The organism is Faecalibacterium sp. OM04-11BH, from assembly GCF_003482185.1.
GTDB classification, from domain to species: domain Bacteria; phylum Bacillota; class Clostridia; order Oscillospirales; family Ruminococcaceae; genus Faecalibacterium; species Faecalibacterium tardum.
Genome location: NZ_QULS01000003.1, coordinates 165,174 through 191,946, shown reverse-complemented (window position 1 = coordinate 191,946; position 26,773 = coordinate 165,174). Strand labels below are relative to the sequence as shown.

Below are 26,773 nucleotides of genomic sequence, written 5' to 3'. Positions count from 1 at the left end.
GTGACAAAACAGCGATCCAACCATAAAATACCCCGCCGCACCTTTTTAAAGGTGTGCGCGGCGGCTGCGGTCGGGCTGACCGCCTGCGGCAAAATGCAGACGGCGGCAGCGCTGCCTGAGCTCACGGTGGGCAGCGATAACTACCCGCCGTTTATCTACATGAACAATGACAGCACCCCCACCGGCATTGATGTGGACATTGCCACCGAGGCCTTTGCCCGCATGGGGTATGCGGTGCGGCTGGAGATCATTGACTGGGAGCAGAAAACAAAGCTGGTGGAAAGCGGTGCCATCGACTGCATCTGGGGCTGCTTTTCCATGGACGGGCGGGAGCAGCTATACCGCTGGGTAGGCCCTTATATGGTCAGCCGTCAGGTGGTGGCGGTCAATGCGGACAGCAGCATTGAAACGCTTGCCGACCTTGCGGGCAAGACCATGATGGTGCAAAGCACCACCAAGCCGGAGGAAATTTTCCTCGGCGGCACCGACCCCCGCATCCCGCAGTTTGGTGAACTGCTGAGCGTCGAGGACCGCAGCGTGCAGTACGCCATGCTGAACTGTGGCTATGTGGACGCCATTGCCGCCCACGAGACCGCCATTTTGCAGTATATGCAGGACTGCAATGCCAACTTCCGCATTCTGAAAGAGCCGCTGCTGGTCACCGGCATCGGCGTGGCTTTTGCGCTGAACGACACCCGCGGGCTGGACGAAAAGCTGGCCGAGACCCTTGCCGCCATGCGCGCCGACGGCACGCTGAAGCAGATCGTAGGCAAGTATCTGCCAGACCCGGAAAAGTATCTGGAGGTGGACGCCCTTGAACCGTAACAAGAAAACGTTCACGCCCGGTATGCGGGTGGCGGCGCTCTATCTGCTGATGGGCGTGCTGCTTTTGCTGGCAGTCACCCTCTTCTCCGGGCGGGAGTCCATCCGCGCTACCGAGGAATACTTTGACCGCACCATCAACTTTGTAAAGGTGCAGTCCACCAGCTACGAAAAATACAATGACACCATCACCGCAAAGTCGCTGCGCCGGATGGCAGTGTCGGTGCGGCAGCTGGCGGAAAATGACGCTTTGGACCTCTACGACCCCGAAAGCCTCCGGGCAGAAACGGAGTCCCTCTGGCTTACCGGCATTGCCGTGCTGGACGAAAATGGAGAATTACTGTGTGAGTATACAAATGGTAATATCGACTATGCGCAGTTTGCGGAATCTCTGCGGGAGCAAGCCGCACTGAACGTGCTGCAAAACCCGCAAAAGACCTACCTCAAGCGCATTCTGTTACAGGATGGCACGGCGGTGGATGTTGCCACCCGCCGCGCCGCAGCAGGGGACGCTGTGCTGCTGGCGTACCGGGTGACCCCGCCGGAGTTTGTGGAGGGCACAGCCCTGTCCATCCAAAGCGTGCTGGACGGCTACCCGAAGAACATCAGCGGCACCATCTTTATCGTGCAGGACAACAAGGTGATCGCCGCAAACGACCCGAGCCTTGTCGGGCTGGATACCACGAACAGCCCGCTGGTGCAGGGCATCCGCAAGGCCGGTGCGCCCGACATTCTGACCCACACCCGCGACTGGGCAAATTCCGGCTGCTATTTCGGCATGTACAGCAACGGACAGAATTTTGACCTGTATCTCTATATCGACGAAAAATCGGTGTTCCGCAATTCCAGCAGCGCACTGCTGGCTGCGCTGATCTTCTATCTGATCTGTGTGGCGGTGCTGCAAACGCTGCGCCGCCGCTCGGCGGCGGCTGCGGAGCAGCAGCGGAAAGAGCAGGAGCAGAAGTATCACGCCCAGCTGGAGGAACAGAACCGCAAGCTGGAACTTGCCGTCCGGCACGAGGCAGCGGCAAACCGCGCCAAGCGGGAGTTTTTGTTCAACATGAGCCACGACATCCGCACCCCGATGAACGCCATTATCGGCTTTACCTCGCTGGCGGCGACCCATATTGAGAATAAGGAGCAGGTGCTGGATTATCTGAAAAAGATCTCCACTTCCAGCCAGCACCTGCTCTCCCTCATCAACGATGTGCTGGATATGAGCCGCATTGAGAGCGGCAAGGTGAAGATCGAGGAAAAGGCAGTGCACCTGCCGGATCTCGTGCACGATGTGCGCTCCATCATCCAGCCCAACATCAGCTCCAAGCGCTTAGCACTGTTCATCGACACCATGGACGTGGTGGACGAGGACATCATCACCGACCCGCTGCGGCTGAATCAGGTGCTGCTGAACATCCTTTCCAATGCTATCAAGTTCACCCCCACCGGCGGCATGGTGAGCATCCGCATTGCCCAGAAGCCCGGTGCGCCCAAGGGCTGCGGCAACTATGAGTTCCGCATCAAGGATAACGGCATCGGCATCAACAAGGAGTTCCAGAAGCACATCTTTGAGGAGTTCACCCGGGAGGAAAGCTCCACCGTCAGCGGCATTCAGGGTACGGGTCTGGGGCTTTCCATCACCAAGAATATCGTAGACCTGATGGGCGGCACCATCGCCCTTGAAAGCGAGCCGGGCAAGGGCAGCGAGTTCATCGTGAACCTCTGCTTTACCCTCAGCGGGCAGAAGGCGGAGATCAAACAGCTGCCTCAGCTGGAAGGGCTGCGGGCACTGGTGGCAGATGACGACACCAACACCTGCCTGAGCGTCAGCACCATGCTTTCCAAGATCGGGATGCGCCCGGAGTGGACCATCTCCGGCAAGGAAGCAGTCATCCGCACCAAGTACGCCGTGGAGCAGGGCGATGCCTTCAGTGTGTATATCATCGACTGGCTCATCCCGGATATGAACGGCATTGAGATCGTGCGGCAGATCCGCAAGGTCATCGGGGACAGCTGCCCCATCATCATCCTGACCGCCTACGACTGGGCAGATATCGAGGAGGAGGCGCGCGCCGCCGGTGTGACCGCCTTCTGCGAAAAGCCGCTGTTCCTCTCGGAACTGCGCAAGGTGCTGGCAGAGCCCTTCCGGGTGCAGCCGGCGCAGACGCCTGCCCAGCAGCCCAAGGTGGACTTCAGCGGTAAGCGCCTGCTGCTGGTGGAGGATAACACCCTGAACCGGGAGATCGCCGTGGAGATCTTAAAGGAAGCAGGCTTCCTTGTGGATACCGCCGAGGACGGCGTTGAAGCGGTGGAAAAGATGGAGCAGTCCGCGCCCGGGCAGTACGACCTGATCTTGATGGACATCCAGATGCCTCGGATGGACGGCTACGAAGCTACCCGGCGCATCCGCGCCCTGCCCGACCCCCGCAAGGCAGGCATCCCCATTTTTGCCATGACCGCCAACGCCTTTGAGGAGGACCGGCAGAACGCCCTGAATGCGGGCATGAACGGCCATATCGCAAAGCCGCTGGATATCCCGCACCTGCTGAAGGTGCTGAAAGAAGCGCTGAAATAAGAACCCGCTCACGCATCGCTGCGCGATGCCAGCTCCCCCGAGGGGGAGCTTTTTTGTTTCTGCCGGTCAGCGCTTGAGAGCGTTCAGCCCGGCGGGGCATTCCAGACCGTCCCGCGCAGCAAAAAAGCCGCCGCACAAAAAGTGCAGCGGCTTTGCGGGGTGTCACCTCACAGCCAGCGCTCAGAGATGATCCACCACATACCGGGCAGGTTGATCCGACCCAGCAGATGCTCCAATACGATCAGCATGGTATTCTCCTTTCAGACCGTCCGTTTCAGCCGAACAGCCCCTTCAGTAAAAACAGAAGCAGCTTAGTCAAGCTGCCGCCGCCCAAAAGGTTGAGCAGCGGCCCAAGGCCTTGAAACATGGAAGGTTTGCTCCTTTCGTTTCATTCCGTCCCGGCTGCTGCCGGGTGCCGGTCTGCCTTATATACGAACCAGCCCGCCGCAGGATTGCAAATCCTGTGGTGGTAAATGCTGGAAAGAAAACCCTCTCAGGCTCACATTCGTTCGCCAGCTCCCCCGAAGGGGGAGCTTTTTGCCCTCTGCCGATCAGCATAAATAAAGCTCCCCCTTTCGGGGGAGCTGGCATCGCGCAGCGATGACTGAGAGGGTTCAGCGGCTGCCGCCGTTTCCCGTGAAAAAATTGCTCAAAAAGCTTCCATGCCGGGGTAGACGGCGCTTTCGCCCAGCTGCTCCTCAATGCGCAGCAGCTGGTTGTACTTTGCCACACGCTCGGTGCGGCTGGGTGCACCGGTCTTGATCTGGCAGGTGTTCAGCGCCACAGCCAGATCCGCAATGGTGGTGTCCTCGGTCTCGCCGGAGCGGTGGGAGCTGATGGCATTGTAACCGGCCTTGTGTGCCATCTTGATGGCTTCCAAGGTCTCGGAGACAGAGCCGATCTGGTTCAGTTTGATCAGGATAGCGTTGCCCGCACCCAGCCGGATGCCCTTTGCCAGACGCTCGGTGTTGGTCACAAACAGGTCGTCGCCCACCAGCTGCACCTTGCCGCCCAGCTCGCGGGTCATCTGCTGCCAGCCCTCCCAGTCCTCTTCGTCCAGACCGTCCTCGATGGAGATGATGGGGTACTTTTCCACAAGGCTCTTCCAGTGTGCGATCAGCTCGGCAGAGGTAAACTCGGTGCCCGCCTTGGGCAGCTTATAAAAGCCCTTGCCCTTGGGGCTCTTCCACTCGGAAGCGGCGGCATCCATTGCCAGCATAAAGTCCTTGCCCGGCAGATAGCCCGCCTTTTCGATGGCTGCCAGAATGGTCTCGATGGTCTCTTCATCGCTGGAAAGGTTGGGTGCAAAGCCGCCCTCGTCACCCACGGAGGTGGCCAGCCCCTTGGACTTCAGGATGGCAGCCAGCGCGTGGAACACCTCGGCGCACCAGCGCAGCGCTTCCTTAAAAGAGGGGGCGCCCACCGGCATGATCATGAACTCCTGCGTGTCCACGGTGTTGGCGGCGTGTGCGCCGCCGTTCAGGATGTTCATCATGGGCACGGGCAGACGGTTGCCATTTACGCCGCCCAGAAAACGGTACAGCGGCATTTCCAGCGAAGCGGCTGCTGCGCGGCAGGCTGCAATGGACACCGCCAGAATGGCGTTTGCGCCCAGATTGGACTTATCCTTGGTGCCGTCTGCCTTGAGCATGGCGGCGTCCACGGCGTAAATGTCGGAAGCATCCATGCCCACCACTGCGTCCGCAATGACCGTGTTGATGTTCTCCACCGCCTTGGTCACGCCCTTGCCCAGATAGCGGCTCTTGTCGCCGTCCCGCAGCTCCAGCGCCTCAAACTCGCCGGTGGATGCACCGGAAGGGGCGCAGCCGCGCGCCACGGTGCCGTCCGCCAGCGTGATCTCGGCTTCCACGGTGGGATTTCCGCGGGAGTCTAAGATCTCGCGGCCTACAACAGATTCAATTTCCAGATAATTCATCTTGAAACCCTCCTGAATATCATTTTCTCTCCCATACTGCCCGGGCGGGCAGATGGGGAACTGCCCTGTTTAGATAGTTATACATAACTAACCATCAATATCCTACCACGCTTTGCACCCCGGCGCAAGAGCCGGTGCGGATGTTTGCAGACCTAAATTTTTAACAGGGACGCAAACCGCCGTGGAAAACCCGTTTACAGTCTGCCCCCTTGCGGCAGCGGGGATGCACTATGACCGCCATGTAAATTTCGTATGGCAGATATACCAAAAATTCTCTTTACTTTTTGGCGGCTCGGCTCTATACTGATTGCGGCGTTTACGCTGTTTTCCCAGTTATAGTCGTTATAGAGGAGGATTTTTGCAATGAATAAGGATCTGACGGTGGGCAAGCCGTCACAGGTATTGTGGCAATTCTGTCTGCCCATGTTCGGCAGCATCATTTTCCAGCAGCTGTACAACATCGCGGATAGTCTGGTGGCGGGCAAGTTCATCGGTGAAAATGCGCTGGCTGCGGTGGGCAACAGCTACGAGATCACCCTGATCTTCATCGCCTTTGCCTTTGGCTGCAACATTGGCTGCTCGGTCATCGTGTCCCGCTACTTCGGCGCAAAGGAATACCGCGAGATGAAGACCTCGGTCTACACCTCCCTCATCGGCTCTGCCGTGCTGTGCGCCGTGCTGATGGGCATTGGTCTGCTGGGCTGCGACGCCTTGCTGGAGCTCATCAACACCCCGGAGGAGATCCTTGCAGACTCTGCGCTGTATCTGGACATCTACGTTCTGGGTCTGCCCTTTATGTTCTTCTACAACATTGCCACCGGCATCTTCTCTGCCCTTGGCGACAGCAAGACCCCCTTCTACTTCCTTGCAGTCTCTTCCCTGTCCAACATCGGCGTGGACATCCTGTTCGTCGCCGGTTTCAAGATGGGCATTGCCGGTGTGGCATGGGCTACCTTCCTGTGTCAGGGTGTCAGCTGCGTGCTGGCTATGGTGGTGGTGTTCCGCCGCATCCGCGCCTTCCGCACCGAGGGTCATGTGCAGCTGTTCTCGTGGAATATGCTGGGCAAGGTGGCCGTGGTGGCTGTGCCCAGCATCCTGCAGCAGAGCTTTGTCTCGGTGGGTAACATTATCCTGCAGAGCATCATCAACACCTTTGGTGCCAGCGTCATTGCAGGCTACTCTGCCGCCGTCAAGCTGAACAACATGGTCATCACCTCCTTTACCACCCTAGGCAACGGCATCTCCAACTACACCTCCCAGAACATGGGCGCAGGCAAGATGGACCGCGTCAAGGCGGGCTTTGGCGCAGGCCGCAATCTGGTGTGGCTGCTGTGCGTGCCGCTGGTGGTGCTGTACTTCTTCTTTGGTCGCTTCCTGCTGCTGCTGTTCATGAACGACCCGCAGGGCCCTGCCATTGACACCGGTATGCTGTTTTTGCGCATCCTTTCCCCCTTCTACTTTGTGGTGTCAGTCAAGCTGGTGGCAGACGGCATCCTGCGCGGCTGCGGCCTGATGGTGCGGTTTATGATCGCCACCTTCACCGACCTGATTTTGCGCGTGGGCATTGCCGCCGTGCTCAGCGCCACCGCGCTGGGCTCCACCGGCATCTGGATGGCATGGCCTGTGGGCTGGTGCATCGGCACGGCACTTTCCATGGTGTTCTACGTCACCGCCATCCGCAAGGCACTGGCAGAGCCGCTGGCCGTTGCCGAGGCTGAGGGACAAGCCGCAGAGACCCGCGCCGAGGCCGAATTTGCCGCCGACGCCGAGATGGAGACCCTGTAACCATTTTGCAACCCGTGAATCCATTTCATTTCACAGATAAACAAAATGAACAATTTGAAATAGTGCACAAAATCGTGTTCTAATTTTTGTATAAAGTATCAACAAAGCCGAGAAAATGCGCCCAAAAGTATGGACGGTTTGTGAATTGCGGATTTGAACCCAGATAGCTATAATAACAGATAAGAACAGGAGCAAGGCCACTTTAGAGGGGAAGGGCCTTGCTTCCGTTTTTATCAGTTTACTTTATAGAACACTCCGAAGGAGGAGATTTTTATGAAAAAGATGATCACTCGTCGTCAGTTCATGGCTGCTGCCGGTGTTGTTGCCGCAGCAAGCGCCCTGACTGCCTGCGGCGGTTCTTCCGCAAGCACGGCCGCTTCTTCTGCTGCCGGTTCTACCGCCGGTTCCGCTGCTGCCTCCGGCAGCACCATCAAGGTGGGTGTTCTGGGCCCCATGACCGGCGATGTTTCCGTTTACGGTTTGGCTGTTATCAACGGCGCAAGCCTGTACCTGAAGCAGGTCAATGCCGATGGCGGTGTCAACGGCAAGCAGCTGGAGATCATCACCATGGACGAGCAGGGCGATGCTACGCAGGCTGTTACCTGCTTTACCAAGATGTGCGATCAGGGCATCACCGCTCTGGTGGGCGATGTTACCACCACCCCGACGCTGGCTGTCGCCGCTGAGAGCGCCGATTACAATATGCCCATGGTCACCGCTTCCGCTACTGCCGAGGCTGTCACCTACGATGCCGAGACCGACACTGTGAACGCCAACGTGTTCCGTGCAACCTTCACCGACCCGTTCCAGGGCATCAAGATGGCTGACTACGCTTACAAGAAGCTGGGCTACACCAAGGCAGCCGTTATCTTCCTGAAGGGCGCTGACTACAACGAGGGTCTGGCCGAGAACTTCGTGACCGAGTTCGAGAGCCTGGGCGGCACCGTCGTCGATCAGGAGAGCTACTCCGAGGGCGATGTGGACTTCAAGACCCAGCTGACCACCATTCTGGGCAAGGGTCCCGAGGTGGTGTTCTGCCCCAACTACTATCAGGACGTGGGTCAGATCCTTGCGCAGGCCGAGAGCGTTGGCCTGAACGTTCCCTTCCTAGGCGGCGACGGCTGGGATGGTCTGGAGGGCTACGCTACCGCCGACCAGCTGAAGGATGCTTACTTCTGCGCAAACTACGCAAAGGGCTCCAACCCCGACTTTGAGAACGCCTACAAGGCTGAGTACGGCGAGGAGTACCCCAACGGCTTTGCACCTCTGGGCTACGATGCAGCCATGACCGTTGTGTACGGCATCAAGGCAGCTGAGGAGCAGGGTCTCGAGGCTGGCTCTGACGAGTACAAGCAGGCCGTTATCGACGCCATTGCCGGCGGCACCATCGAGGGCATCACCGGCACCTTTACCTTCGACGAGCACCACAACCCCGTCAAGCAGACCGCTATCCTGTGCTTCGACGGCGCAACCCCCGTGCTGAAGGAAATGTTCTGATCTGCGCCGTTCCATCCACCGGTGATGGAGCCGCCCGCACAGAGCAAACCCCATGATTTTCTGGAGAACGCCGGAACAGCTTTTTTCTGGTCAGGCGTTCTCCGTTTTTTATATCAAAAAGTGTAAACGCCGCAAAGAAAGGAAGTATCCAACCATGACAGTGTTCTTTAGCCAGCTGATCAACGGCTTGTCCCTTGGCAGCATCTATGCACTGATCGCACTGGGCTACAGCATGGTGTACGGCATTATCCTGCTGCTGAACTTTGCCCACGGCGATGTCATCATGGTGGGCGCATACATGTCGTGGTTCGTCATGAACCAGCTGGGTCTTGGCCCGGTCACCGCTGTGTGCGCCACCATCATCACCTGTACGCTGCTGGGCGTGGTGATCGAAAAGATCGCCTACACCCCCCTGCGCAGCGCACCCCGTATCTCGCTGCTGATCACCGCCATTGGTGTCTCCTTCTTTCTGGAGTACACGGCAGAACTGATCCTCGGCTCGGGTGCAAAGGTGATCCCCGCCTACTACACCAACCAGACCTTCCATCTGGGCAAGGTGCCGCTGGGTCTTACTTCGATCATCACGCTGGTGGTCACCGTGCTGTCCATGCTGGTGCTCACCTTTCTGGTGCAAAAGACTAAGCTTGGCAAGGCCATGCGCGCTGTTTCGGAGGATATGGATGCTGCCCGCCTGATGGGCATCAACGTCAACAGCACCATCTCCTTTACCTTTGCCGTGGGCTCGGCGCTGGCGGGCATCGGCAGCGTGCTGTACTGCTGCTCCTACCCGCAGGCCACCCCCACCATGGGCTCCATGCTGGGTCTGAAAGCCTTCGTTGCTGCCGTGCTGGGCGGCATCGGTTCCATTCCGGGTGCCATGATCGGCGGCATTGCCATCGGTCTGTGCGAGTGCTTTGTTTCCGCCATCGGCCTTTCCGCTTGGAAGGACGCTGTTACGTTTGCAATTTTGATCATCGTGCTGCTGGTCAAGCCCACGGGCTTCCTTGGCCGCAAGGTGCAGGAAAAGGTGTAAGGGGGCATAACGATGAAAACCAACCGTAAAACCATCAAAATGCCCGTGCGCTACCTGATGAACGCCGTGCTGGTGGCGCTGCTGTTCGTGGGGCTTTCCTTCCTCACCCAGAATGTGCTGTCCACCTACCAGAACAAGGTGCTGCTGACCGTGGGCATCAACATCATTCTGGCTGTCTCGCTGAACGTTGCCACCGGTTATCTGGGGCAGCTGCCGCTGGGTCACGCCGGTTTTATGGCCGTGGGTGCCTACACCTGCGCGCTGTTTACGAAGTATTCCAACCTGCCCAAGGGCGTTGCCTTTGTTATCGGTCTGGTGCTGGCATGGATCATGGCCGGGCTGTTCGGGGTGCTCATCGGCATCCCCGCCCTGCGCCTGACCGGCGACTATCTGGCCATCCTGACGCTGGGTTTTGGCGAGATCATCCGCATCACCTTGAACAACATTGATGATGTGCTGGGCTTCAAGCTGTTCTACGGCGCAAAGGGCCTGAAGAACATCCCCAAGTACTCCAACTACTGGAACGTGTTCCTGTGCGTGGTCATCACCTGCTTCCTCATCCACGCCATGATGAAGAGCCGCCACGGCCGTGCCGTGCTGGCTATCCGCGACAACGAGATCGCCGCCGAAAGCTGCGGCATCCAGACCACCTACTATAAGGTGATGGCCTTTGCCTTCTCCGCCGCCTTTGCAGGCTTGGCGGGCGGCCTGTACGCCTGCTATCTGGGCGTGCTGGATCCCTCCACCTTCGGCTTTATGAAGTCTATCGAAATTCTGGTCATGGTGGTGCTGGGCGGCATGGGCTCTATGCTGGGCTCCATCCTGTCCGCTACCGTGCTGACCATCCTGCCCGAGGCCACCCGCAGCTTTGACAGCTACCGCATGGTGGTCTACTCGCTGGTGCTGGTGCTGATGATGATCTTCCGCCCGGGCGGACTGCTGGGCAGCTACGATTTCTCCCTGAGCCGCATCGTGGAAAAGGCCATGAACGGCGAACTGTTCCGCAAACATACCGAAAAGGAGGCCGCTGACCATGAGTGAGTTCAAGACCAGACTGCACAGTGTTCCCTCCGGCGGTTTTCTGACCGACCGCGACAAGGACAAAAAGCCCATTCTGGACGTGCGTGAGCTGGGCATCGACTTCGGCGGCCTGACCGCCGTGGACGGCTTCAACCTGATGATCGGCCGCAACGAGATCACCGGCCTCATCGGCCCCAACGGCGCAGGCAAGACCACCGTGTTCAACCTGCTCACCAACGTCTACCAGCCCACCCGCGGCTCCATCCTGATCGATGGGATGCCCACTGCCGGCAAAAAGACCTATCAGGTCAACCGCATGGGCGTGGCGCGCACCTTCCAGAACATCCGCTTGTTCAAGGAGCTGAGCGTCATCGACAACATCAAGGTGGGTCTGCACGAGTCCATGAAGTATAATCTGGCCTCCTCCCTGCTGCGGATGCCGAACTACTGGAAAGAGGAAAAAAAGTGCACCGAGCGTGCGCTGGAACTGCTGGACATTTTCCACATGGCAGACCTTGCCAACGCGCAGGCTGGCAGCCTGCCCTACGGCGCACAGCGGCGGCTAGAGATCATGCGCGCACTGGCTACCGGCCCGAAGCTTCTGCTGCTGGACGAGCCCGCCGCCGGTATGAACCCCTCCGAGACTGCGGAGCTGACCGAGACCATCCGCCGCATCCGCGACGAGTTCAACATTGCCGTGCTGCTCATCGAGCACGACATGAGCCTTGTCATGGGCATCTGCGAGGGCATTGCGGTGCTGAACTTTGGCCGCATCATCGCCAAGGGCACCCCGGACGAGATCCGCGATAACCCGCAGGTCATCGAGGCCTATCTGGGCAAAAAGGAGGGCTGAGCCATGGCTGATACATTACTGAAGGTGGACGGCATCAACGTCTACTACGGCAACATCCACGCCGTAAAGGATATCTCTTTCACCGTCAACGCAGGCGAGATCGTCACCCTGATCGGTGCCAACGGCGCGGGCAAATCCACCACCCTGAAAACCATTTCCGGCCTTTTGAAGCCCCGCACCGGCGATGTGCTGTACAAGGGCAAGAGCATCAAGGGCGTGCGTGCCCACAAGATCGTGGAAAGCGGCCTTGCACAGGTACCGGAGGGACGCCATGTGTTTTTGCACATGACGGTGGACGAGAACCTTGATATGGGCGCCTACACCCAGCCCGCTTCCACCATCGCCGCCAACAAGGAAAAGGTGTTCACCCTGTTCCCCCGCCTGAAGGAGCGCCGCAAACAGCTGGCGGGCACCATGTCCGGCGGCGAGCAGCAGATGCTGGCCATGGGGCGTGCGCTCATGAGCAACGCCTCCATGCTGATGCTGGACGAGCCTTCTATGGGTCTTTCGCCGCTGCTGGTGCAGGAGATCTTTGACATCATCCGCGACATCCACAAGGAAGGCATGACCATCCTGCTGGTGGAGCAGAACGCGCAGATGGCGCTTTCGGTGGCCGACCGCGCCTATGTGCTGGAGACCGGCCGCATAGTCATGGACGGCACCGGTGCCGAACTGCTGACCAACGAGCGCGTCCGCAGCGCCTATCTGGGCGGGTAAACGGAAAAATAGTTTGATTTGCAGTTCCGAAACGCCCAAGGGCGTTTCGGAACTGCTTTTTTCTGCTATCACTTTACTTTCGTAAAAAATTGTGCCATAATGGGTGCAGTATTCCGGCTTTGCAAAAGCCACGCCCCGGCTAGGGAAAGCGGGGCGCAAACCACACAGAATGAGGGGTAAACGTTATGAGCAAGATCATCATTCCGGCAAACTACAAACCCGCGCTGAACCTGTACGACACCCAGCGCGCCATCGGCACGGTGAAGCGGCTGTTTGCCGATACCCTGTGCGCCACGCTCAACCTGTACCGCGTGTCCGCACCGCTGTTTCTGGAGGCTTCCACCGGCCTGAACGACGACCTGAACGGCGTGGAGCGCAAGGTGACCTTTGACATCAAGGACAGCGGCACCGAGGCACAGGTGGTGCAGTCGCTGGCAAAGTGGAAGCGTCAGGCGCTGAAGGACTACGACTTCCGCGTGGGCAAGGGTCTGTACTGCGACATGAACGCTATCCGCCGGGACGAGGAGCTGGATAACCTCCACTCGGTCTATGTGGACCAGTGGGACTGGGAAAAGATCATCACGGTGGAGGACCGCAACGAGACCTACCTGAAAAACGTGGTGCGCTGCATCGTGTCTGCGGTGTGCGCCACCGAGATGAACCTGCACGCCATGTTCCCCCAGCTGCAGGATCTGCCCCTGCACACCCCCAACGTGACCTTTGTCACCTCACAGGAGCTGGAGGATAAGTACCCCGATCTGACCCCGAAGGAGCGGGAGAATGCCTTTGTCAAGGAGAATGGCACCACCTTCCTGATGAAGATCGGTGCACCCCTGCGCAGCGGCAAGCCCCATGATGGCCGCGCTCCGGACTATGACGACTGGGATCTGAACGGTGATCTGCTGTTCTGGAACGATCCGCTGCAGTGCAGCTACGAGCTGAGCAGCATGGGCATCCGCGTCAGCCCGGAGAGCATGGACAGGCAACTGACCATGGCGGGCTGCGACGACCGTCGCACTCTGCCTTTCCACAAGGCAGTGCTGGCTGGCGAGCTGCCCTATACCATCGGCGGCGGCATCGGCCAGAGCCGCCTGTGCATGCTGCTGCTGGGCAGCGTCCACATTGGCGAGGTGCAGGCCAGCGTCTGGGACAAGGCCACCCGCGAAGCCTGCGCTAAGGCTGGCATCCCGCTGCTGTAAGCGGAACGTTTTTTCAGCGGAAAAATACTTTTGATTTGAAATTCAGCCAAGCCTGCGGGCTTGGCTGTATTTTGTTTTCATGGGAGGTTCAGATACACCCTAAAATAAAAAGCATGGTTTTGCGTCTATTCTGCAAACTTTTTGTGAACCCTATTGACAAAGTGGGTGGACAGGAGTATATTTTTAGCAGTCGAACAGATAGAGTGCTAAAAACAAAACGGACTGCTCCGCAGGAGGTGTGCAAAACCATGAAAAAGAACATCGATATAATCAACTCACGGCTCTGCTGCCACCGGACGCGAAGCTGTTAGCACAGAACATATCCGTCCGCTAAAATAAACCTTCCGGTATGAATGGAGGCTTGACTTTATGAATACCAATCAATATACCCAAAAGACCCTTGAGGCTTTGCAGGCAGCCCAGCAGCTGGCTGTGGAGTACCAGCACAATGCGCTGGAGCCCGCCCACCTGCTGCACGCACTGGCTGCGCAGGAGAACGGCCTGATCCCTCAGCTGCTGCAAAAGCTGAACGTTGACCCCGGCAGCTTTGCTGCCGCTGTGGCGGAAAAGCTGTCCGCGCTGCCCCGGGTATCCGGTTCCGGCCGTGACCCCGATAAGGTCTATATCTCGCAGGCAACTGATAAGGTGCTCAGCGCCGCCGCCCGCGAAGCCAAGGCCATGAAGGATGACTTCATCAGCGTGGAGCACCTGTTCCTTGGCCTGCTGGACGAGCAGGACCAGACCACCAGCGAGTTGTTCCGCGCCTTCAACCTGAAAAAGGACGCCTTTTTGCAGCAGCTTACCGCCGTGCGCGGCAACCAGCGGGTGACCACCGATAACCCGGAGGACACCTACAACGCGCTGCAGAAGTACGGTCAGGATCTGGTAGAGCTTGCCCGCAAGCAGAAGCTGGACCCCGTCATCGGCCGCGATCAGGAGATCCGCAATGTGATCCGTATCCTGTCCCGTAAGACCAAAAACAACCCCTGCCTGATCGGTGAGCCCGGCGTTGGTAAAACTGCCATCGCCGAGGGTCTGGCGCAGCGCATCGTGCGCGGCGATGTGCCCGAAAACCTGAAGAACCGCACCGTGTTCAGCCTGGACATGGGCGCTCTGGTGGCCGGTGCAAAGTACCGCGGCGAGTTCGAGGAACGTCTGAAGAGCGTGCTGAACGAGGTGAAGAAGAGCGAGGGCAAGATCATCCTCTTCATTGATGAGCTGCACACCATCGTGGGTGCCGGCAAGACCGATGGCGCCATGGACGCAGGCAACCTGCTCAAGCCCATGCTGGCCCGGGGCGAGCTGCACTGCATCGGTGCGACCACGCTGGACGAGTACCGCCAGTATATCGAAAAAGACCCCGCGCTGGAGCGCCGGTTCCAGCCGGTGCAGGTGGATGAGCCTACCGTGGAGGATACCATCTCCATTCTGCGCGGCTTGAAGGAGCGGTATGAGGTGTTCCACGGCGTAAAGATCAACGACAACGCCCTGATCGCTGCTGCTACCCTTTCCGACCGCTATATCACCGACCGCTTCCTGCCGGATAAGGCCATCGACCTTGTGGATGAAGCCTGCGCCATGATCAAGACCGAGATGGACAGTATGCCCAGCGAGATGGACGATCTGGCACACCGCATCACCCAGCTGCAGATCGAGCAGGTGAGCCTGAAAAAGGAGACTGACGCCCTGAGCCAGAGCCGCTTGAAGGATCTGGAAAAGGAGCTTGCCGAGTTGCAGGATAAGTTCCGCAGCATGAAGGCAAAGTGGGAGAACGAGAAGAACGCCATTGGCAAGGTGCAGACCCTGCGCGAGCAGATCGAGCAGACCAATGCCGCCATCGAGAAAGCCCAGCGTGAGTACGACCTGAACAAGGCCGCCGAGCTGAAGTATGGCAAGCTGCCCCAGCTGCAAAAACAGCTGGCCGAGGAAGAAAAGGTGGCTGCCGCCAAGAAGGAGGACAGCCTGCTGCGTGACCGCGTGACCGATGAGGAGATCGCCCGCATCGTGGCACGCTGGACCGGCATCCCGGTGGAGAAGCTGGTGGAGGGTGAGCGCGAGAAGCTGCTGCATCTGGACGATGTGCTGCACCAGCGGGTCATCGGTCAGGACGAGGCTGTGACCAAGGTAAGCGAAGCTATTCTGCGCAGCCGCGCTGGTATCGCCAATCCCAACCGCCCCATCGGCAGCTTCCTGTTCCTCGGCCCCACCGGCGTGGGCAAGACCGAGCTGGCTAAGGCACTGGCACAGGCTCTGTTTGACGACGAGCGCAACATGGTGCGTATCGACATGACCGAATATATGGAGAAGTTCAGCGTCAGCCGCCTGATCGGCGCGCCTCCGGGATATGTCGGTTATGAAGAGGGCGGCCAGCTGACCGAGGCTGTGCGCCGCAAACCTTACAGCGTGGTGCTGTTCGATGAGGTGGAAAAAGCCCACCCCGATGTGTTCAACATCCTGCTGCAGGTGCTGGACGATGGCCGCATCACGGATAGTCAGGGTCGCACCGTGGACTTCAAGAACACAGTCATCATCCTGACCTCCAACCTTGGCAGCGATATCATCCTGAACGATCTGGAGCAGCGCCGTGCGCAGGGCTCTAACGAGCTGAGCGAGGATGCAAAGCACCAGATCGACCTGCTGCTCAAGAGCAAGTTCCGTCCCGAATTCCTGAACCGTCTGGACGAGATCGTCTACTACAAGAGCCTGACCAAGGACGAGATGCGCAAGATCGTGGATCTGCAGCTGCAGGATCTGCGTAACCGCATGGAGGAGGGCAAGCAACTCAAGCTGGAGGTGACCACCGCCGCCAAGGACTTCATCATTGATTCTGCCTACGACAGTGTTTATGGTGCACGTCCCATCAAGCGCTTCATCCAGAGCCGCGTGGAGACCCTGATCGCCAAGGCCATCATCAAGGGCAATTATGCCGAGGGCAATACCCTGACGGTGGATTATGACGGCAGTGCACTGGTTTTACGCTAAATTTTACAGCTTTTGTACGCGGATAACAGGCCAAAAGCTTGCACCCGTGTGCAGAATATGCTATTATAAAAAGTAACATTGATGTGCTTTTCATCGCGGAAACGGCAACGATGGAAAGCACATTTTTGTATGTAGGAAAGTTTATAGACAAAACCCGCTCAGGCGCGTTGCCGGAGCGGGGCAAATCAAAACAGAAAGTTGAGTGTGATTTTCCTTTTTATGGACGATGGCAGTATGACGCTCTGGGTAGCGCTGGTAGTATTGGTGGCACTCTCTGCCTTTTTCTCCGCCTCCGAGACCGCATTTTCTTCCCTGAATCAGATCCGCCTGAAAAGCCGCGCCGAGGACGGCGATACCTCTGCCGCCCGGGTGCTGGCAATGGCTGAAAAATACGATAAGCTGCTTTCCACTATCCTCATCGGCAACAATATCGTAAACATTGCCGCAGCTTCTATCGGCACCATCATTTTCACCAAGATGCTGGGTGCAGAGCGGGGCGCTACGGTGTCCACCATGGTGCTGACCGTGGTGGTGCTGATTTTTGGCGAGGTGACCCCCAAGAGCCTTGCAAAGGAGATGCCGGAAACGGTTGCCACCGCAGTTGCACCGGTGCTCAGCCTGCTGATGCTGGTATTTACCCCGCTGACGTGGCTGTTCAGCCAGTGGAAGCGCTTTCTGGGGCACTTTGTCCACAGCACTGAGGAGGACACCATCACCGAGGGTGAGCTGATGACCATGGTCAGCGAAGCCGAGAATGACGGCGAGCTGACCGACCGGGAAAGCGAGCTGATCCGCAGCGCCATCGAGTTTGATGACGTGGAGGTGGAGGAGATCCTGACCCCCCGCGTGGATGTGATCGCGGTGGAGGACGATCTGCCGCTGGAAGAGGTGGCACAGACCTTTGCGGAGTCCGGCTACTCCCGTCTGCCGGTGTACCACGACACTATTGATAACATCATTGGCGTGGTACATGAAAAGGACTTCTACATGGCACGCCTGAAAAAGGAGGTCAAGCTGGAGGATCTGGTCAAGCCCACCCTCTACACCACCGGCTCCACCCAGATCTCCCAGCTGCTGCGCACCCTGCGCGAGCAGCACCATCACATGGCTGTGGTGGTGGACGAGTACGGCGGCACCGAGGGCATCATCACGCTGGAGGACATTCTGGAGGAGCTGGTAGGCGAGATCTGGGATGAACACGATGAGGTGACCGAGGACTTCCGCAAGCAGTCGGACGGCAGCTGGATCGTACTGGGCAGCGCTGGTGTGGACGACCTGTACGAGCGGCTGGGACTGCCGGAGGACGAGGATATCGACTCCAACACAGTGAACGGTCTGGTGCAGGAAAAGACCTGCCGTCTGCCCAAGGTGGGCGACCGCTTTACGCTGGGCAGCTACGACGGCGTGGTCACCCGCACCGCCAAGCGCCGCGTGACCGAGGTGCGTCTGACCCCGGCGGAAAAGCCTGAGACTAAAAAGGACGAAGAGGAAAAAGGCCACTTTGGCAGAATGACCTCTAAATAAAACACCGATCGGCTGCTGCACACAAAACGTGCGGCAGCCGGTTTTTGGTTACGACCCCTCCTGTGAAAATGCGTTTGGAGCGCTCCGCAGGGGAATTTTCTGCTTGTATTCAGCGTGCAAAGACGCTCCGCTGGGCCAGAGGCAGGGAGGGGTGTTCCGACTCCCCCCTCCCTACCTCTGGACTCCACCCACCCCGCAACGGGTCAAGGGCTACACGCCCTTAACAATCCTAAAGAAGAAGTCGAAGCACAAAAAAGCTAGCGCTGCGCCAGTCGGCGCTATCGCTTTAACGCTTTTTTCGCTTCTCCATTTAAAACCCCTCAGTCGCTGCGCGACAGCTCCCCCGAGGGGGAGCGAGCACTCCCGGAAGCTTTGCGCTTGAGCCAGAAACTTTGCCGTTATGCCAAAGGCTCCCTCCCCGAGGGAGCTGGCAAAACCGTCAGGTTTTGACTGAGGGAGTTCGTTCCAAACCCCTCCTGTGAAAATGCAATGCCGGAGCGTCCGCAGACGCTCCGGCATTGCTCTATTAAAAATAATCTTTCCGCTGATTATGCGCAGAGCAAAGCGGAGCGCATTCAAAATCGTCTAATTTGCCTATAAAAAATCCCCCCGGCGAGCAGCGCCGGGGGGATTTTTTTCAGGATTTACTTAGGCTGGCGGCCAATATAAGCCAGAATGCCGCCGTCGGCGTAGAGGATCTGGCCGTTCACAAAGTCGGATGCGTGGCTGGCAAGAAACACGCAGGGGCCAACCATGTCCTCCGGGTCGCCCCAGCGGCCTGCGGGGGTCTTGGCAACGATGAAGCTGTCAAAGGGATGACGGCTGCCGTCCGGCTGGATCTCGCGCAGGGGCGCGGTCTGGGCGGTGGCAATGTAGCCGGGGCCCATGCCGTTGCACTGGATGTTGTACTCGCCGTACTCGGAGGCGATGTTCTTGGTCAGCATCTTCAGGGCGCCCTTGGCGGCGGCGTAGGCAGAGACGGTCTCGCGGCCCAGCTCGCTCATCATGGAGCAGATGTTGATGATCTTGCCCGCGCGCTTTTCCATCATGTCGGGCAGCACGGCCTTGGAGCAGTTGAAGGCACCGCCCACATGGACGTCGATCACCCGCATAAAGTCGGCGTGGCTCATCTCGATCATGGGCACGCGCTTCATCAGACCGGCGTTGTTTACCAGAATGTCCACAGAGCCGACCTCGGCCTTGATCTTTGCCACCATGGCGTTTACGGCGTCCTCGTCGGAAACGTCTGCCACATAGCCGTGGGCGTCGATGCCGGCAGCCTTGTAGGCAGCCATGCCCTTCTCCAAGCTGGCCTCAGAGGAGCAGTTGAAGCAGATGACGGCGCCGCACTTGGCCATGCCCTCTGCGATGGAAAAACCGATGCCGTGGGCACCGCCGGTGATCAGGGCTACCTTGCCCTGCAGGTTGAATGCAGACAGATCCATGATGTTCTCCTTTTTTACAGTATCCAAGTTAATTTTTTAGCAAAACGCCCCGTACCGGCAACCCGGTACGGGGCGTTTGATTGGTGCTTTTTAGCGCAGGTCAGTGGTAGCGATGTTGTCCATGTCGTCAAACTCCATGTTCTCGCCGCCCATTGCCCAGATAAACGTATAGTTCGAGGTGCCTACGCCGCTGTGAATGCTCCAGGAGGGGCTGATGACAGCATCCTCGTTGTGCATCACGATGTGGCGGGTCTGGGTAGGCTCGCCGCACATATGGAACACCACCTGTCCCTCGGGCAGTTCAAAGTAGGTATAGATCTCCATGCGCCGCTCGTGGGTGTGGCTGGGCATCGTGTTCCAGTTGGAACCCGGTGCCAGCTCGGTCATACCCATGCTCAGCTGGCAGGTCTTGAGCACATCCGGGTGGATGAACTGGTTGATGGTGCGCTTGTTGCAGGTATCCACGCTGCCCAGCGGGCGGTGGTTTGCGTCAGCCATCTTGATCAGACGGGTCTGGTAAGCGCAATGTGCCGGAGCAGAGACCATATAGAACTTGGCGGGATGCTTCGGGTCGGCGGAAGCAAAGGTGACTTCCTTGGTGCCCTGCGTAATGTACAGGCAGTCCTTATAGCCCAGCTCGTACTTTACGCCGTCGGCCACCACGATACCGGTGGAATCCTTGCCGATGTTGAACATGCCGATCTCGCGGCGCTCCAGGAAATAATGGGTGCCAAAGTTGGCCCAGATGTCGATGCCCTTGTCGATAGACACGGTCTCGTGTACCGGCATGCAGCCCAGCGTGACCATACGATCCACATGGCTGTAAACGGCCACCACTTCATCTGCCTTGTACAGGCCGGTGATCAGCATCTCGTCCCGCATTTCCTCGGTGGTATAGCGCTTGAAATCCTTCTGGTTGCAGGAATAACGGATATCCATAGCGGACTCCCTTCTGCAATTAGCGCTGGATACGGCCGGAACCATCGCCGCCGGCCAGCTTCTCGACCTCGGACACGGTCATCATGTTGTAGTCGCCCTCGATGGAGTGCTTCAGAGCGGAAGCTGCAACTGCGAACTCCACAGCCTCCTGGGTGCTCTTGCCGGTCAGCAGGCTGTAGATCAGGCCGCCGCCGAAGGAGTCGCCGCCGCCAACGCGGTCGATGATGTGCAGGTCGTACTTCTTGGAGAAGCAGTACTCGTTAGAAGCAACATCGTACAGCATAGCGCTCCAGCCGTTGTCGAAGGCGCTGTGGCTCTCACGCAGGGTGATGGCCACCTTCTCGAAGTGGAACTTGTCAGCCAGCTGCTTGGCAACGCTCTTGTAGCCCTCAGCGTTCAGCTTGCCGCCGTAGATATCGGTAGCCTCGGCCTCGATGCCGAACACGTCCTTTGCGTCCTCCTCGTTGGAGATGCAGACGTCAACGTACTGGCACAGATCGGTCATGGCAGCGCGGGCCTGCTCACGGGTCCACAGCTTGCCGCGGTAGTTCAGGTCGCAGCTGATCTTCACGCCATGAGCCTTAGCAGCCTTGCAGGCCTCGCGGCAGATCTCGACAACGTTCTCGCCCAGAGCCGGGGTGATGCCGGTGAAGTGGAACCAATCCACGCCCTCGAAGATCTTATCCCAATCAAAGTCGGAGGGCTGAGCCAGCTGGATAGCGCTGTTGGCACGGTCGTAGATGCAGACGGAACCACGCTGAGAAGCGCCCTTCTCGTTGTAGTAGATGCCCACACGGTCACCACCGCGGGTGATCATGCTGGTATCAACGCCGTAGCGGCGCAGGCTGTTGACAGCGGCCTGACCGATCGCGTGTGCGGGCAGCTTGGTAACGAAAGCTGCGTCCAGACCGTAGTTGGCCAGAGAAACAGCAACGTTGGCCTCGCCGCCGCCGAAGCTGAACTCCAGGCTGTTAGCCTGAACGAAACGCTCGTAGTTGAAGGGCTGCAGACGGACCATCAGTTCGCCAAAAGTAACGACTTTCATTGGTTATTCTCCTTTATATCAGGTGTTTCATTCATCCCGCCGCAGGGCATACCCGCTGCGGCGGGGCTTTTACGGGTAAAAGGGGACAGGCGCTTATGCCTGCACCAGATGGAAGGCAAAGCCGGCGATCTCGTCTGCCATGTAGCAGGCAACGGTCTTGCCGTTCTTCACGTTCTTGCTGTCCAGATCGAACTTCACGCCGCGCTGAGACAGGTGGTAGATGGCGCGGTCCACGTTGTTGCAGCCGATGGCGATGTGGCCATTGGTGCCGCGGCCGGGCTTCTTCATGATCTCGAACTCCTTGTTGCCGACAAAGATGCTGGAGTTGCCGGGAGCGACCTTCATGTTCAGCATAGCGCCGATCAGGTTAGCCACCTTCATGGCCTCTTCCTCGTTGCCGGTGTTGATGCCGACGTGCAGCAGCTTCAGGCCCAGCATGGTGTCAACAGCTTCCTTGCTCTGTGCGGTGATCTTTGCCCAGTCGCCGGCCTTGATCACGTCGCTCTTGCACATCCAGGTGCCGCCCACGGCAAAGATCTGGTCATAGCCCAGATAATCGTTGACGTTCTTGGCGTTGACGCCGCCGGTGCACATCCAGCGAGCACCCTTCAGGGCAGCGCCGATGTTCTTCAGCATGCCCACGCCGCCGTTTGCCTCAGCGGGGAAGAACTTCAGAGCCTCGCAGCCCATGTTCATGGCCTGCTGCATCTCGCCTGCGGAGCAGGTGCCGGGCATCATGATGCCGCCCTTGGCGATGACGTGCTTGCAGACCTCGGGGTCGAAGCCGGGAGCAACGATAAAGGAAGCACCGGCAGCCATAGCACGGTCGGCCTGCTCGCAGGTCAGAACGGTGCCGGCGCCCAGCAGCATCTCGGGCATCTCCTCGTGGATCTTGCGGATGCACTCTTCAGCACAGGCAGTGCGGAAGGTGACCTCAGCTGCGGGCAGACCGCCCTCAGACAGAGCCTTGCACAGGGGCAGGGCCTCATCAACGCTGTTGAAAGCGATAACAGGGATAATGCCGATCTGATAGACCTTTTCTACGATGGGATTCATAACGCATTTCTCCTTTTATATTTGAACTCTCTCGGTGCGTCGGGTTTGCTCCTGTGGGCGCAATACCCCCATACGCGCTTATGATACTAGTATAAACGAACAGCCCGTCTTTGGTAATGCTCAACAAGCACAATGTTTGGCATAATAGCTTGTATACATTGCACAAAAATGACGAATGACCCGAAAAATTGGGGCAGAAGCCGGTAAAAATGCTGGAAAATTGCTGCAAAAACTGGCTCAGATGCCAAGGGTTTCCAGTATCTCGGCCACGCCGTCGTGGTCGCAGTCGGCCTTGCTGACAAGGTGCGCCAGCGCCCGGATCTCCGGCATACCGTTGGCCATTACAGCGGCCACCCCGGCCTTTTGCAGCATGGCGCGGTCGTTCTCGCTGTCGCCCACCGCAAGAGTGCACGCGTGCGGGACGCCCAGCCGGTCGGCCAGTGCGCGCAGCGCCTCGCCCTTGTCCACACCGGCGGCGGTCACCTCCACGTTTTTCGGCGACCCCTGTACGATCTCTACGCCCGGGACGGCGCGGAAGCGGGGCAAGGCAGCCGCAGCCTGCTGCGGGGTTTCAAAGAATACGCAGAGCTTTTCAATGGCAAAGGCGTTGCGGCTCATCCACTCGGCTGCGTCCCGCAGAATGGTAAAGCGGCCATCGTTGGGCTGGCACGCTTCGGTGCCGTCCTTCTTTGCTGCCCGGGCGGCGGCCAGCGCAATGCTGCGGGCATCGGTGCAGGCGTATCCGTCCGAGAAAATGCGCAGGTCGGCGTGGCAGCTCTCGCAGACGGCAAAGGCTTCACGGGCAGTCTCCACCGGCATCAGGCTGTGCAGCAGGCAGACCGGGGTGCTGGTGCGGTGCTCTTTTGCGTTGGAATAGCGGCTGTACACTGCGCCCACGGGGTCGCTGCCCAAGTCCCACACGGCGGCACCGTTGCAGGTGATGGCGTAGCGGATGCCGGGCAGCTGCGCCACCTCCGGCGGCAGACTGGCCAGCGGACGCCCGGTGGCGGGCACGATGTACACGCCTTTGTCCACGGCAGCTTGCAGAGCGGCGCGGGTGCGGGGGGTGACGTGCCCCTCGCGGTTCAGCAGGGTGCCGTCCAGATCCAGCGCGACCAGACGGATGGCGGGAAATTCTTGTGGCATGACGTACTCCTTTTATAAATAAGATACAGTTTATTTTTATTGTAGCGCAGGGGCGGCAATTGCGCAAGTGGACGGAATATGCTATAATAACACGTCAATTCACATAAAAAATAGGAGAAACGACATGAAGTTTGACCAACTGCGCAGCCGGTGCCGCCCGCACCTGTGGTACCAGCTGTACTGGGTGGTGTACCTGATCTGGTTCTTCTGGCTGGATCTCGCCATCACTGCCCCAAAATATATCCTGCACAGCCCGCTGGACGATCTGATCCCCTTCAACGAGTGGTTCGTGATCCCTTATTGCAGCTGGTTTTTGCTGCTGGCAGGGGTGACGGCGGCACTGTGGTGGTGCGATACCGCCACCTACGATAAGCTTTGCCTGACCATGTTTTCCGGCATGACCTTCTGCCTGATCGTGTACATGATCCTGCCCAACGGGCTGGAGTTGCGCCCCGCCGTGGAGACCCTTGGCCGGGATAACCCTGCGCTGCGGATCATGCAGCTGCTGTGGAAGGCTGACGCCGCCGTGAACGTCTGCCCCTCCATCCACTGCCAGAGCTCTGCCTGCATGGCAATGGCTTTCAGCCACAGCAAGCTGGCAGAGGGCAAGCCTCTGCGCAAGGTGCTGGCATGGGCGTGGGCGGCGCTGATCTGCCTGTCCACCGTGTTCACCAAGCAGCACTCGGTCATTGATGTGGCCTGCGGCTTGGCGGTGGCTTTTGTGTGGCTGCCGGTGGTGTACCGCCCGGCGCGGGCACTTCATTGAACAAAATAGCAAAAAATTGCCCTTGATTTTCGGTCGCTCCTGCTATTGACAGTTGCCCGGCAGTTGGGTAATATGGTCATATACTAGTATATCACCAACTGACCCCGAAGGGAGAACACTGCAATGGCATCTTTGAGTGCGAGGGAACAGGCGTATCAGACCATCCGCAGCCGGATCATCACCATGGAGCTGAAGCCCGGCGACCCCCTGAACGACAGGGAACTTGCGGAGCAGATGGGCATCAGCCGCACCCCCATGCGGGAGGCACTGATCATGCTCAACATTGCCCACATGGTGGACATCAAGCCGCAAAGCGGTACCCATGTGGCTCCCATCGACCTGAAGCGGATGGAGCTGGAGCAGTTTGCCCGCTTTACGCTGGAAAAAGAGATCTTGAACCGGGTGCGCGGCCGCTTGACAGACCAGCAGGAGCAGGAGTACCGGCAGGTCATCGAGAACTACCGCTTACTGGAAGCCGACCTGACCCAGCCGAACCGGGAGACCCGCCTGCTGGAACTGGACAACCAGTTCCACCGCAAGGCCTTTGAAATCACCGGCATGGAGGCGCATTTTGACCACATGCTGGGTGAGCTGCAGCACGTGGAGCGTATCCGCAAGTTCAGCTTGCAGACCAACGAGAACAAATCCGTCTGCGCTGCCCACACCCGCATTCTGGAAATGCTGCTGCATGGCACCGCCGATGAACTGGGCGAGGCGCTGGAAAGCCACCTGAACCGCTATAAGCTTTCGGTGGAGCAGGCCCGCAGCGTCCACCCGGAGTATTTCACCGAGGAGTGAAAAGAAACTGTTTAAATGTGGAGCCACATTTATTTATACAATATAAAAAGCCCGCCGGCAGAGCAGTGCATCGCTGTCTGTCGGCGGGTTTTCTGTTAAGCAGCAGGGAAAAAGGTTAGTTCTGCTTGCCGGCCTCAGCCTTCATGGCGTTGTAGCCGATGAGCACGGTCCAGACGTAGGCGCAGGTCTTGGGGATCATCAGCATACCGATCATGGGGTTCACGTCTGCCCACAGCACCACGGGGATATAGAAGCCGAAGCTCAGCACGATGGTCAGCCACATCCAGCGGAAAGCCTTGTCGTTGTTCTGCTTGGCGCTGCGGTAGAACAGCACGATGATCAGCAGACCCAGCAGGGCAAAGGGCACATTGCGCAGGATGCCCCATGCCAGCGGGGTGTGGTTGGTGAGCCATTGGTTCTGCGGCATCATGCACAGCACAACGCGCACAGCGGACAGGGCGTACACTGCGGCGGTCACGTTCTTCTGTCCTTCGATCTGGTAGCGCTTGCGCCAGACGTAGTACAGCAGCACATAGAACACGGTCATGGTCACAGAGGTGATCCACTTGCCCAGACCCAGCGGCACAGCGTAGTTTTCCAGACCGGTGGTGCACAGTGCCAGTGCGCGGGGCACCAGATGGAAGGAGTCGCCCGCGCCCAGCACAACGGCCATCAGGCCGAACAGGCGGAACTGGGTGCCAGCCTTGCTGCCGCAGATCATGCGGATGCCCACCGTGAGTACGGTGATCAGATAGAAGATGTCGAAAACGGTCTCAATGATTGCTCTCATACGTTTTTCTCCTTTATTTGTTTTGATTGCAGTTTTTTGATTTTATAGTGAACCGGCGCGGCAGAGCCGTACCGGAAGCATCGTAGGGAAAAAGGCTGGTAATAGTATGTTTCGAGGGGCGCAAAAACCAAATTGAACCATGTTCACATTCGGGCTTAAAAAACTCCCACAAGGCTTGTGGGATGTTTTTTTGCTTAATAAATGGTTCTGCGCACGATCTCCAGCACCGCAGAGGGGTCGAAGTTCTGCTGCACCACCGCGGACAGCATCAGGGAGAACAGGATGCCCGCAAACTGTTCCGGGGTGAACTGCTCGGTAAAAGCGCCCGGACGGACTTTGGCATCGTGGCGCAGCACGTTGCACAAAGCATCCAGAATGTGCTGCCATGTCTGCCGCATCTGCTGCTTGCCGTCGTCCGTGTCCTGCCGCACAAAACCCAGCGCATGGTGTGTGAAGAAGCCGGGATACTGCTGGCAGCCGTATTCCATCTGCCGGTACATCCACCGGATGCAGGACAGGGTGTCCTGAAACACAGTCTCATCCTCCGGGTGGTGGAAGATGTCGTTCCAGATGCTTTCCACTGCCGCACTCACCAGCTCGGTCTTGGAGCCGAAGTAATTATAGATGCAGCCTACGGAGACCCCGCAGGCGGCCGCGACCGCACGGATGTTGACCGCTGCCCAGCCGTTCTGCTGGATCAGCTCCCGGCTGGTTTTCAGGATGTCCGCCTTGGATGTTGCCATTGGATTCATACACTCACCCTCCAACATGAACAACGTTCACGATGCATAGTATACAGCGGCGGTGGGCTGTTGTCAAGGGGAAAATAAAATTTTTTGTAGCTCTAT

At 58.4% G+C, this 26,773-nt stretch carries 21 protein-coding genes; 13 read left to right on the top strand and 8 right to left on the bottom strand.

Annotation, left to right across the window (positions count from 1 at the left end; genetic code table 11):
- Together DXB44_RS04465 and DXB44_RS04460 are read left to right on the top strand one after the other, a co-directional pair.
- Positions 1-825: a transporter substrate-binding domain-containing protein gene (locus DXB44_RS04465; RefSeq protein WP_243111023.1), complete on the top strand. Its 825-nt coding sequence runs from the start codon at positions 1-3 to the stop codon at positions 823-825.
- A complete protein-coding gene (locus DXB44_RS04460) occupies positions 815-3,394 on the top strand; it encodes a response regulator (RefSeq protein ID WP_243111022.1) in 2,580 nt (859 codons plus the stop codon). Before DXB44_RS04465 ends, DXB44_RS04460 begins: the two co-directional genes overlap by 11 nt.
- A 649-nt stretch (positions 3,395-4,043) precedes the next feature.
- Here DXB44_RS04460 and eno read toward each other — a convergent pair.
- On the bottom strand, positions 4,044-5,330 hold the full coding sequence (gene eno / locus DXB44_RS04455; RefSeq protein ID WP_118657885.1) for a phosphopyruvate hydratase: 1,287 nt from the start codon (positions 5,328-5,330) through the stop codon (positions 4,044-4,046).
- Positions 5,331-5,693: 363 nt separating this feature from the next.
- Between eno and DXB44_RS04450 the strand changes: the two genes are divergently transcribed.
- The 9 genes from DXB44_RS04450 to DXB44_RS04410 all read left to right on the top strand — a co-directional run bounded on the left by DXB44_RS04450 (position 5,694) and on the right by DXB44_RS04410 (position 17,940).
- Positions 5,694-7,115 (top strand): MATE family efflux transporter, encoded by a 1,422-nt coding sequence (locus DXB44_RS04450; RefSeq protein WP_118657884.1) that lies wholly within the window; start codon positions 5,694-5,696, stop codon positions 7,113-7,115.
- A gap of 273 nt (positions 7,116-7,388) precedes the next feature.
- Positions 7,389-8,612, top strand: a complete 1,224-nt coding sequence (locus DXB44_RS04445; RefSeq protein WP_118657883.1) for an ABC transporter substrate-binding protein — start codon at positions 7,389-7,391, stop codon at positions 8,610-8,612.
- 154 nt (positions 8,613-8,766) lie between these two features.
- Positions 8,767-9,645 carry a branched-chain amino acid ABC transporter permease gene (locus tag DXB44_RS04440; RefSeq protein WP_055185517.1) on the top strand — a complete coding sequence of 293 codons (879 nt, stop codon included), beginning with the start codon at positions 8,767-8,769 and terminating at the stop codon, positions 9,643-9,645.
- A gap of 12 nt (positions 9,646-9,657) precedes the next feature.
- A complete protein-coding gene (locus DXB44_RS04435) occupies positions 9,658-10,686 on the top strand; it encodes a branched-chain amino acid ABC transporter permease (protein ID WP_097778470.1) in 1,029 nt (342 codons plus the stop codon).
- Positions 10,679-11,518, top strand: coding sequence for an ABC transporter ATP-binding protein (locus tag DXB44_RS04430; protein WP_118657882.1), 840 nt, complete (start codon positions 10,679-10,681; stop codon positions 11,516-11,518). The genes DXB44_RS04435 and DXB44_RS04430 overlap by 8 nt, the downstream gene beginning before the upstream one ends.
- 3 nt (positions 11,519-11,521) lie before the next feature.
- The gene (locus DXB44_RS04425) at positions 11,522-12,235 is read left to right on the top strand and encodes an ABC transporter ATP-binding protein (protein ID WP_055185514.1); all 714 of its coding nucleotides are present in this window, start codon (positions 11,522-11,524) and stop codon (positions 12,233-12,235) included.
- A 185-nt stretch (positions 12,236-12,420) separates the two neighbouring features.
- Entirely contained in the window at positions 12,421-13,434 is a 1,014-nt protein-coding gene (gene asnA / locus DXB44_RS04420) for an aspartate--ammonia ligase (RefSeq protein ID WP_118657881.1), read from the top strand.
- Between the two features lie 369 nt (positions 13,435-13,803).
- Positions 13,804-16,416: an ATP-dependent chaperone ClpB gene (gene clpB, locus DXB44_RS04415; RefSeq protein WP_118657880.1), complete on the top strand. Its 2,613-nt coding sequence runs from the start codon at positions 13,804-13,806 to the stop codon at positions 16,414-16,416.
- A gap of 219 nt (positions 16,417-16,635) precedes the next feature.
- Complete coding sequence (locus tag DXB44_RS04410; RefSeq protein ID WP_118657934.1) at positions 16,636-17,940, top strand: hemolysin family protein; 1,305 nt, start codon at positions 16,636-16,638, stop codon at positions 17,938-17,940.
- A 644-nt stretch (positions 17,941-18,584) separates the two neighbouring features.
- Here DXB44_RS04410 and DXB44_RS04400 read toward each other — a convergent pair.
- The 5 genes from DXB44_RS04400 to DXB44_RS04380 form a co-directional block, all read right to left on the bottom strand.
- Positions 18,585-19,385: a gluconate 5-dehydrogenase gene (locus tag DXB44_RS04400; protein ID WP_118657879.1), complete on the bottom strand. Its 801-nt coding sequence runs from the start codon at positions 19,383-19,385 to the stop codon at positions 18,585-18,587.
- Positions 19,386-19,475: 90 nt separating this feature from the next.
- Positions 19,476-20,324 carry a 5-dehydro-4-deoxy-D-glucuronate isomerase gene (gene kduI, locus DXB44_RS04395; protein ID WP_118657878.1) on the bottom strand — a complete coding sequence of 283 codons (849 nt, stop codon included), beginning with the start codon at positions 20,322-20,324 and terminating at the stop codon, positions 19,476-19,478.
- Between the two features lie 19 nt (positions 20,325-20,343).
- Positions 20,344-21,369: a sugar kinase gene (locus DXB44_RS04390; protein ID WP_055185510.1), complete on the bottom strand. Its 1,026-nt coding sequence runs from the start codon at positions 21,367-21,369 to the stop codon at positions 20,344-20,346.
- A gap of 93 nt (positions 21,370-21,462) precedes the next feature.
- Complete coding sequence (gene eda / locus DXB44_RS04385; protein ID WP_097778473.1) at positions 21,463-22,425, bottom strand: bifunctional 4-hydroxy-2-oxoglutarate aldolase/2-dehydro-3-deoxy-phosphogluconate aldolase; 963 nt, start codon at positions 22,423-22,425, stop codon at positions 21,463-21,465.
- Between the two features lie 237 nt (positions 22,426-22,662).
- Entirely contained in the window at positions 22,663-23,571 is a 909-nt protein-coding gene (locus DXB44_RS04380) for a Cof-type HAD-IIB family hydrolase (RefSeq protein ID WP_118657877.1), read from the bottom strand.
- A gap of 124 nt (positions 23,572-23,695) precedes the next feature.
- On the opposite strand from DXB44_RS04380, the gene DXB44_RS04375 reads away from it, so the two are divergent.
- Both DXB44_RS04375 and DXB44_RS04370 read left to right on the top strand, forming a co-directional pair.
- Entirely contained in the window at positions 23,696-24,337 is a 642-nt protein-coding gene (locus DXB44_RS04375; RefSeq protein WP_118657876.1) for a phosphatase PAP2 family protein, read from the top strand.
- 123 nt (positions 24,338-24,460) lie between these two features.
- On the top strand, positions 24,461-25,135 hold the full coding sequence (locus DXB44_RS04370) for a GntR family transcriptional regulator (protein ID WP_055185506.1): 675 nt from the start codon (positions 24,461-24,463) through the stop codon (positions 25,133-25,135).
- A gap of 115 nt (positions 25,136-25,250) precedes the next feature.
- Here the strand turns inward: DXB44_RS04370 and DXB44_RS04365 are convergent, their stop codons facing one another.
- Both DXB44_RS04365 and DXB44_RS04360 read right to left on the bottom strand, forming a co-directional pair.
- Positions 25,251-25,925 carry a hypothetical protein gene (locus tag DXB44_RS04365; RefSeq protein ID WP_118657875.1) on the bottom strand — a complete coding sequence of 225 codons (675 nt, stop codon included), beginning with the start codon at positions 25,923-25,925 and terminating at the stop codon, positions 25,251-25,253.
- A gap of 194 nt (positions 25,926-26,119) precedes the next feature.
- Positions 26,120-26,677, bottom strand: coding sequence for a TetR/AcrR family transcriptional regulator (locus DXB44_RS04360; protein WP_118657874.1), 558 nt, complete (start codon positions 26,675-26,677; stop codon positions 26,120-26,122).
- Positions 26,678-26,773 lie beyond the last annotated feature (96 nt).

Bases quoted from the DNA above. Each gene is read 5' to 3' on its own strand.
- eno (WP_118657885.1), bottom strand. From the start codon at position 5,330: ATGAATTATCTGGAAATTGAATCTGTTGTAGGCCGCGAGATCTTAGAC.
- DXB44_RS04450 (WP_118657884.1), top strand. From the start codon at position 5,694: ATGAATAAGGATCTGACGGTGGGCAAGCCGTCACAGGTATTGTGGCAA.
- DXB44_RS04445 (WP_118657883.1), top strand. From the start codon at position 7,389: ATGAAAAAGATGATCACTCGTCGTCAGTTCATGGCTGCTGCCGGTGTT.
- DXB44_RS04440 (WP_055185517.1), top strand. From the start codon at position 8,767: ATGACAGTGTTCTTTAGCCAGCTGATCAACGGCTTGTCCCTTGGCAGC.
- DXB44_RS04435 (WP_097778470.1), top strand. From the start codon at position 9,658: ATGAAAACCAACCGTAAAACCATCAAAATGCCCGTGCGCTACCTGATG.
- DXB44_RS04430 (WP_118657882.1), top strand. From the start codon at position 10,679: ATGAGTGAGTTCAAGACCAGACTGCACAGTGTTCCCTCCGGCGGTTTT.
- DXB44_RS04425 (WP_055185514.1), top strand. From the start codon at position 11,522: ATGGCTGATACATTACTGAAGGTGGACGGCATCAACGTCTACTACGGC.
- asnA (WP_118657881.1), top strand. From the start codon at position 12,421: ATGAGCAAGATCATCATTCCGGCAAACTACAAACCCGCGCTGAACCTG.
- clpB (WP_118657880.1), top strand. From the start codon at position 13,804: ATGAATACCAATCAATATACCCAAAAGACCCTTGAGGCTTTGCAGGCA.
- DXB44_RS04410 (WP_118657934.1), top strand. From the start codon at position 16,636: ATGGACGATGGCAGTATGACGCTCTGGGTAGCGCTGGTAGTATTGGTG.
- DXB44_RS04400 (WP_118657879.1), bottom strand. From the start codon at position 19,385: ATGGATCTGTCTGCATTCAACCTGCAGGGCAAGGTAGCCCTGATCACC.
- kduI (WP_118657878.1), bottom strand. From the start codon at position 20,324: ATGGATATCCGTTATTCCTGCAACCAGAAGGATTTCAAGCGCTATACC.
- DXB44_RS04390 (WP_055185510.1), bottom strand. From the start codon at position 21,369: ATGAAAGTCGTTACTTTTGGCGAACTGATGGTCCGTCTGCAGCCCTTC.
- eda (WP_097778473.1), bottom strand. From the start codon at position 22,425: ATGAATCCCATCGTAGAAAAGGTCTATCAGATCGGCATTATCCCTGTT.
- DXB44_RS04380 (WP_118657877.1), bottom strand. From the start codon at position 23,571: ATGCCACAAGAATTTCCCGCCATCCGTCTGGTCGCGCTGGATCTGGAC.
- DXB44_RS04375 (WP_118657876.1), top strand. From the start codon at position 23,696: ATGAAGTTTGACCAACTGCGCAGCCGGTGCCGCCCGCACCTGTGGTAC.
- DXB44_RS04370 (WP_055185506.1), top strand. From the start codon at position 24,461: ATGGCATCTTTGAGTGCGAGGGAACAGGCGTATCAGACCATCCGCAGC.
- DXB44_RS04365 (WP_118657875.1), bottom strand. From the start codon at position 25,925: ATGAGAGCAATCATTGAGACCGTTTTCGACATCTTCTATCTGATCACC.
- DXB44_RS04360 (WP_118657874.1), bottom strand. From the start codon at position 26,677: ATGAATCCAATGGCAACATCCAAGGCGGACATCCTGAAAACCAGCCGG.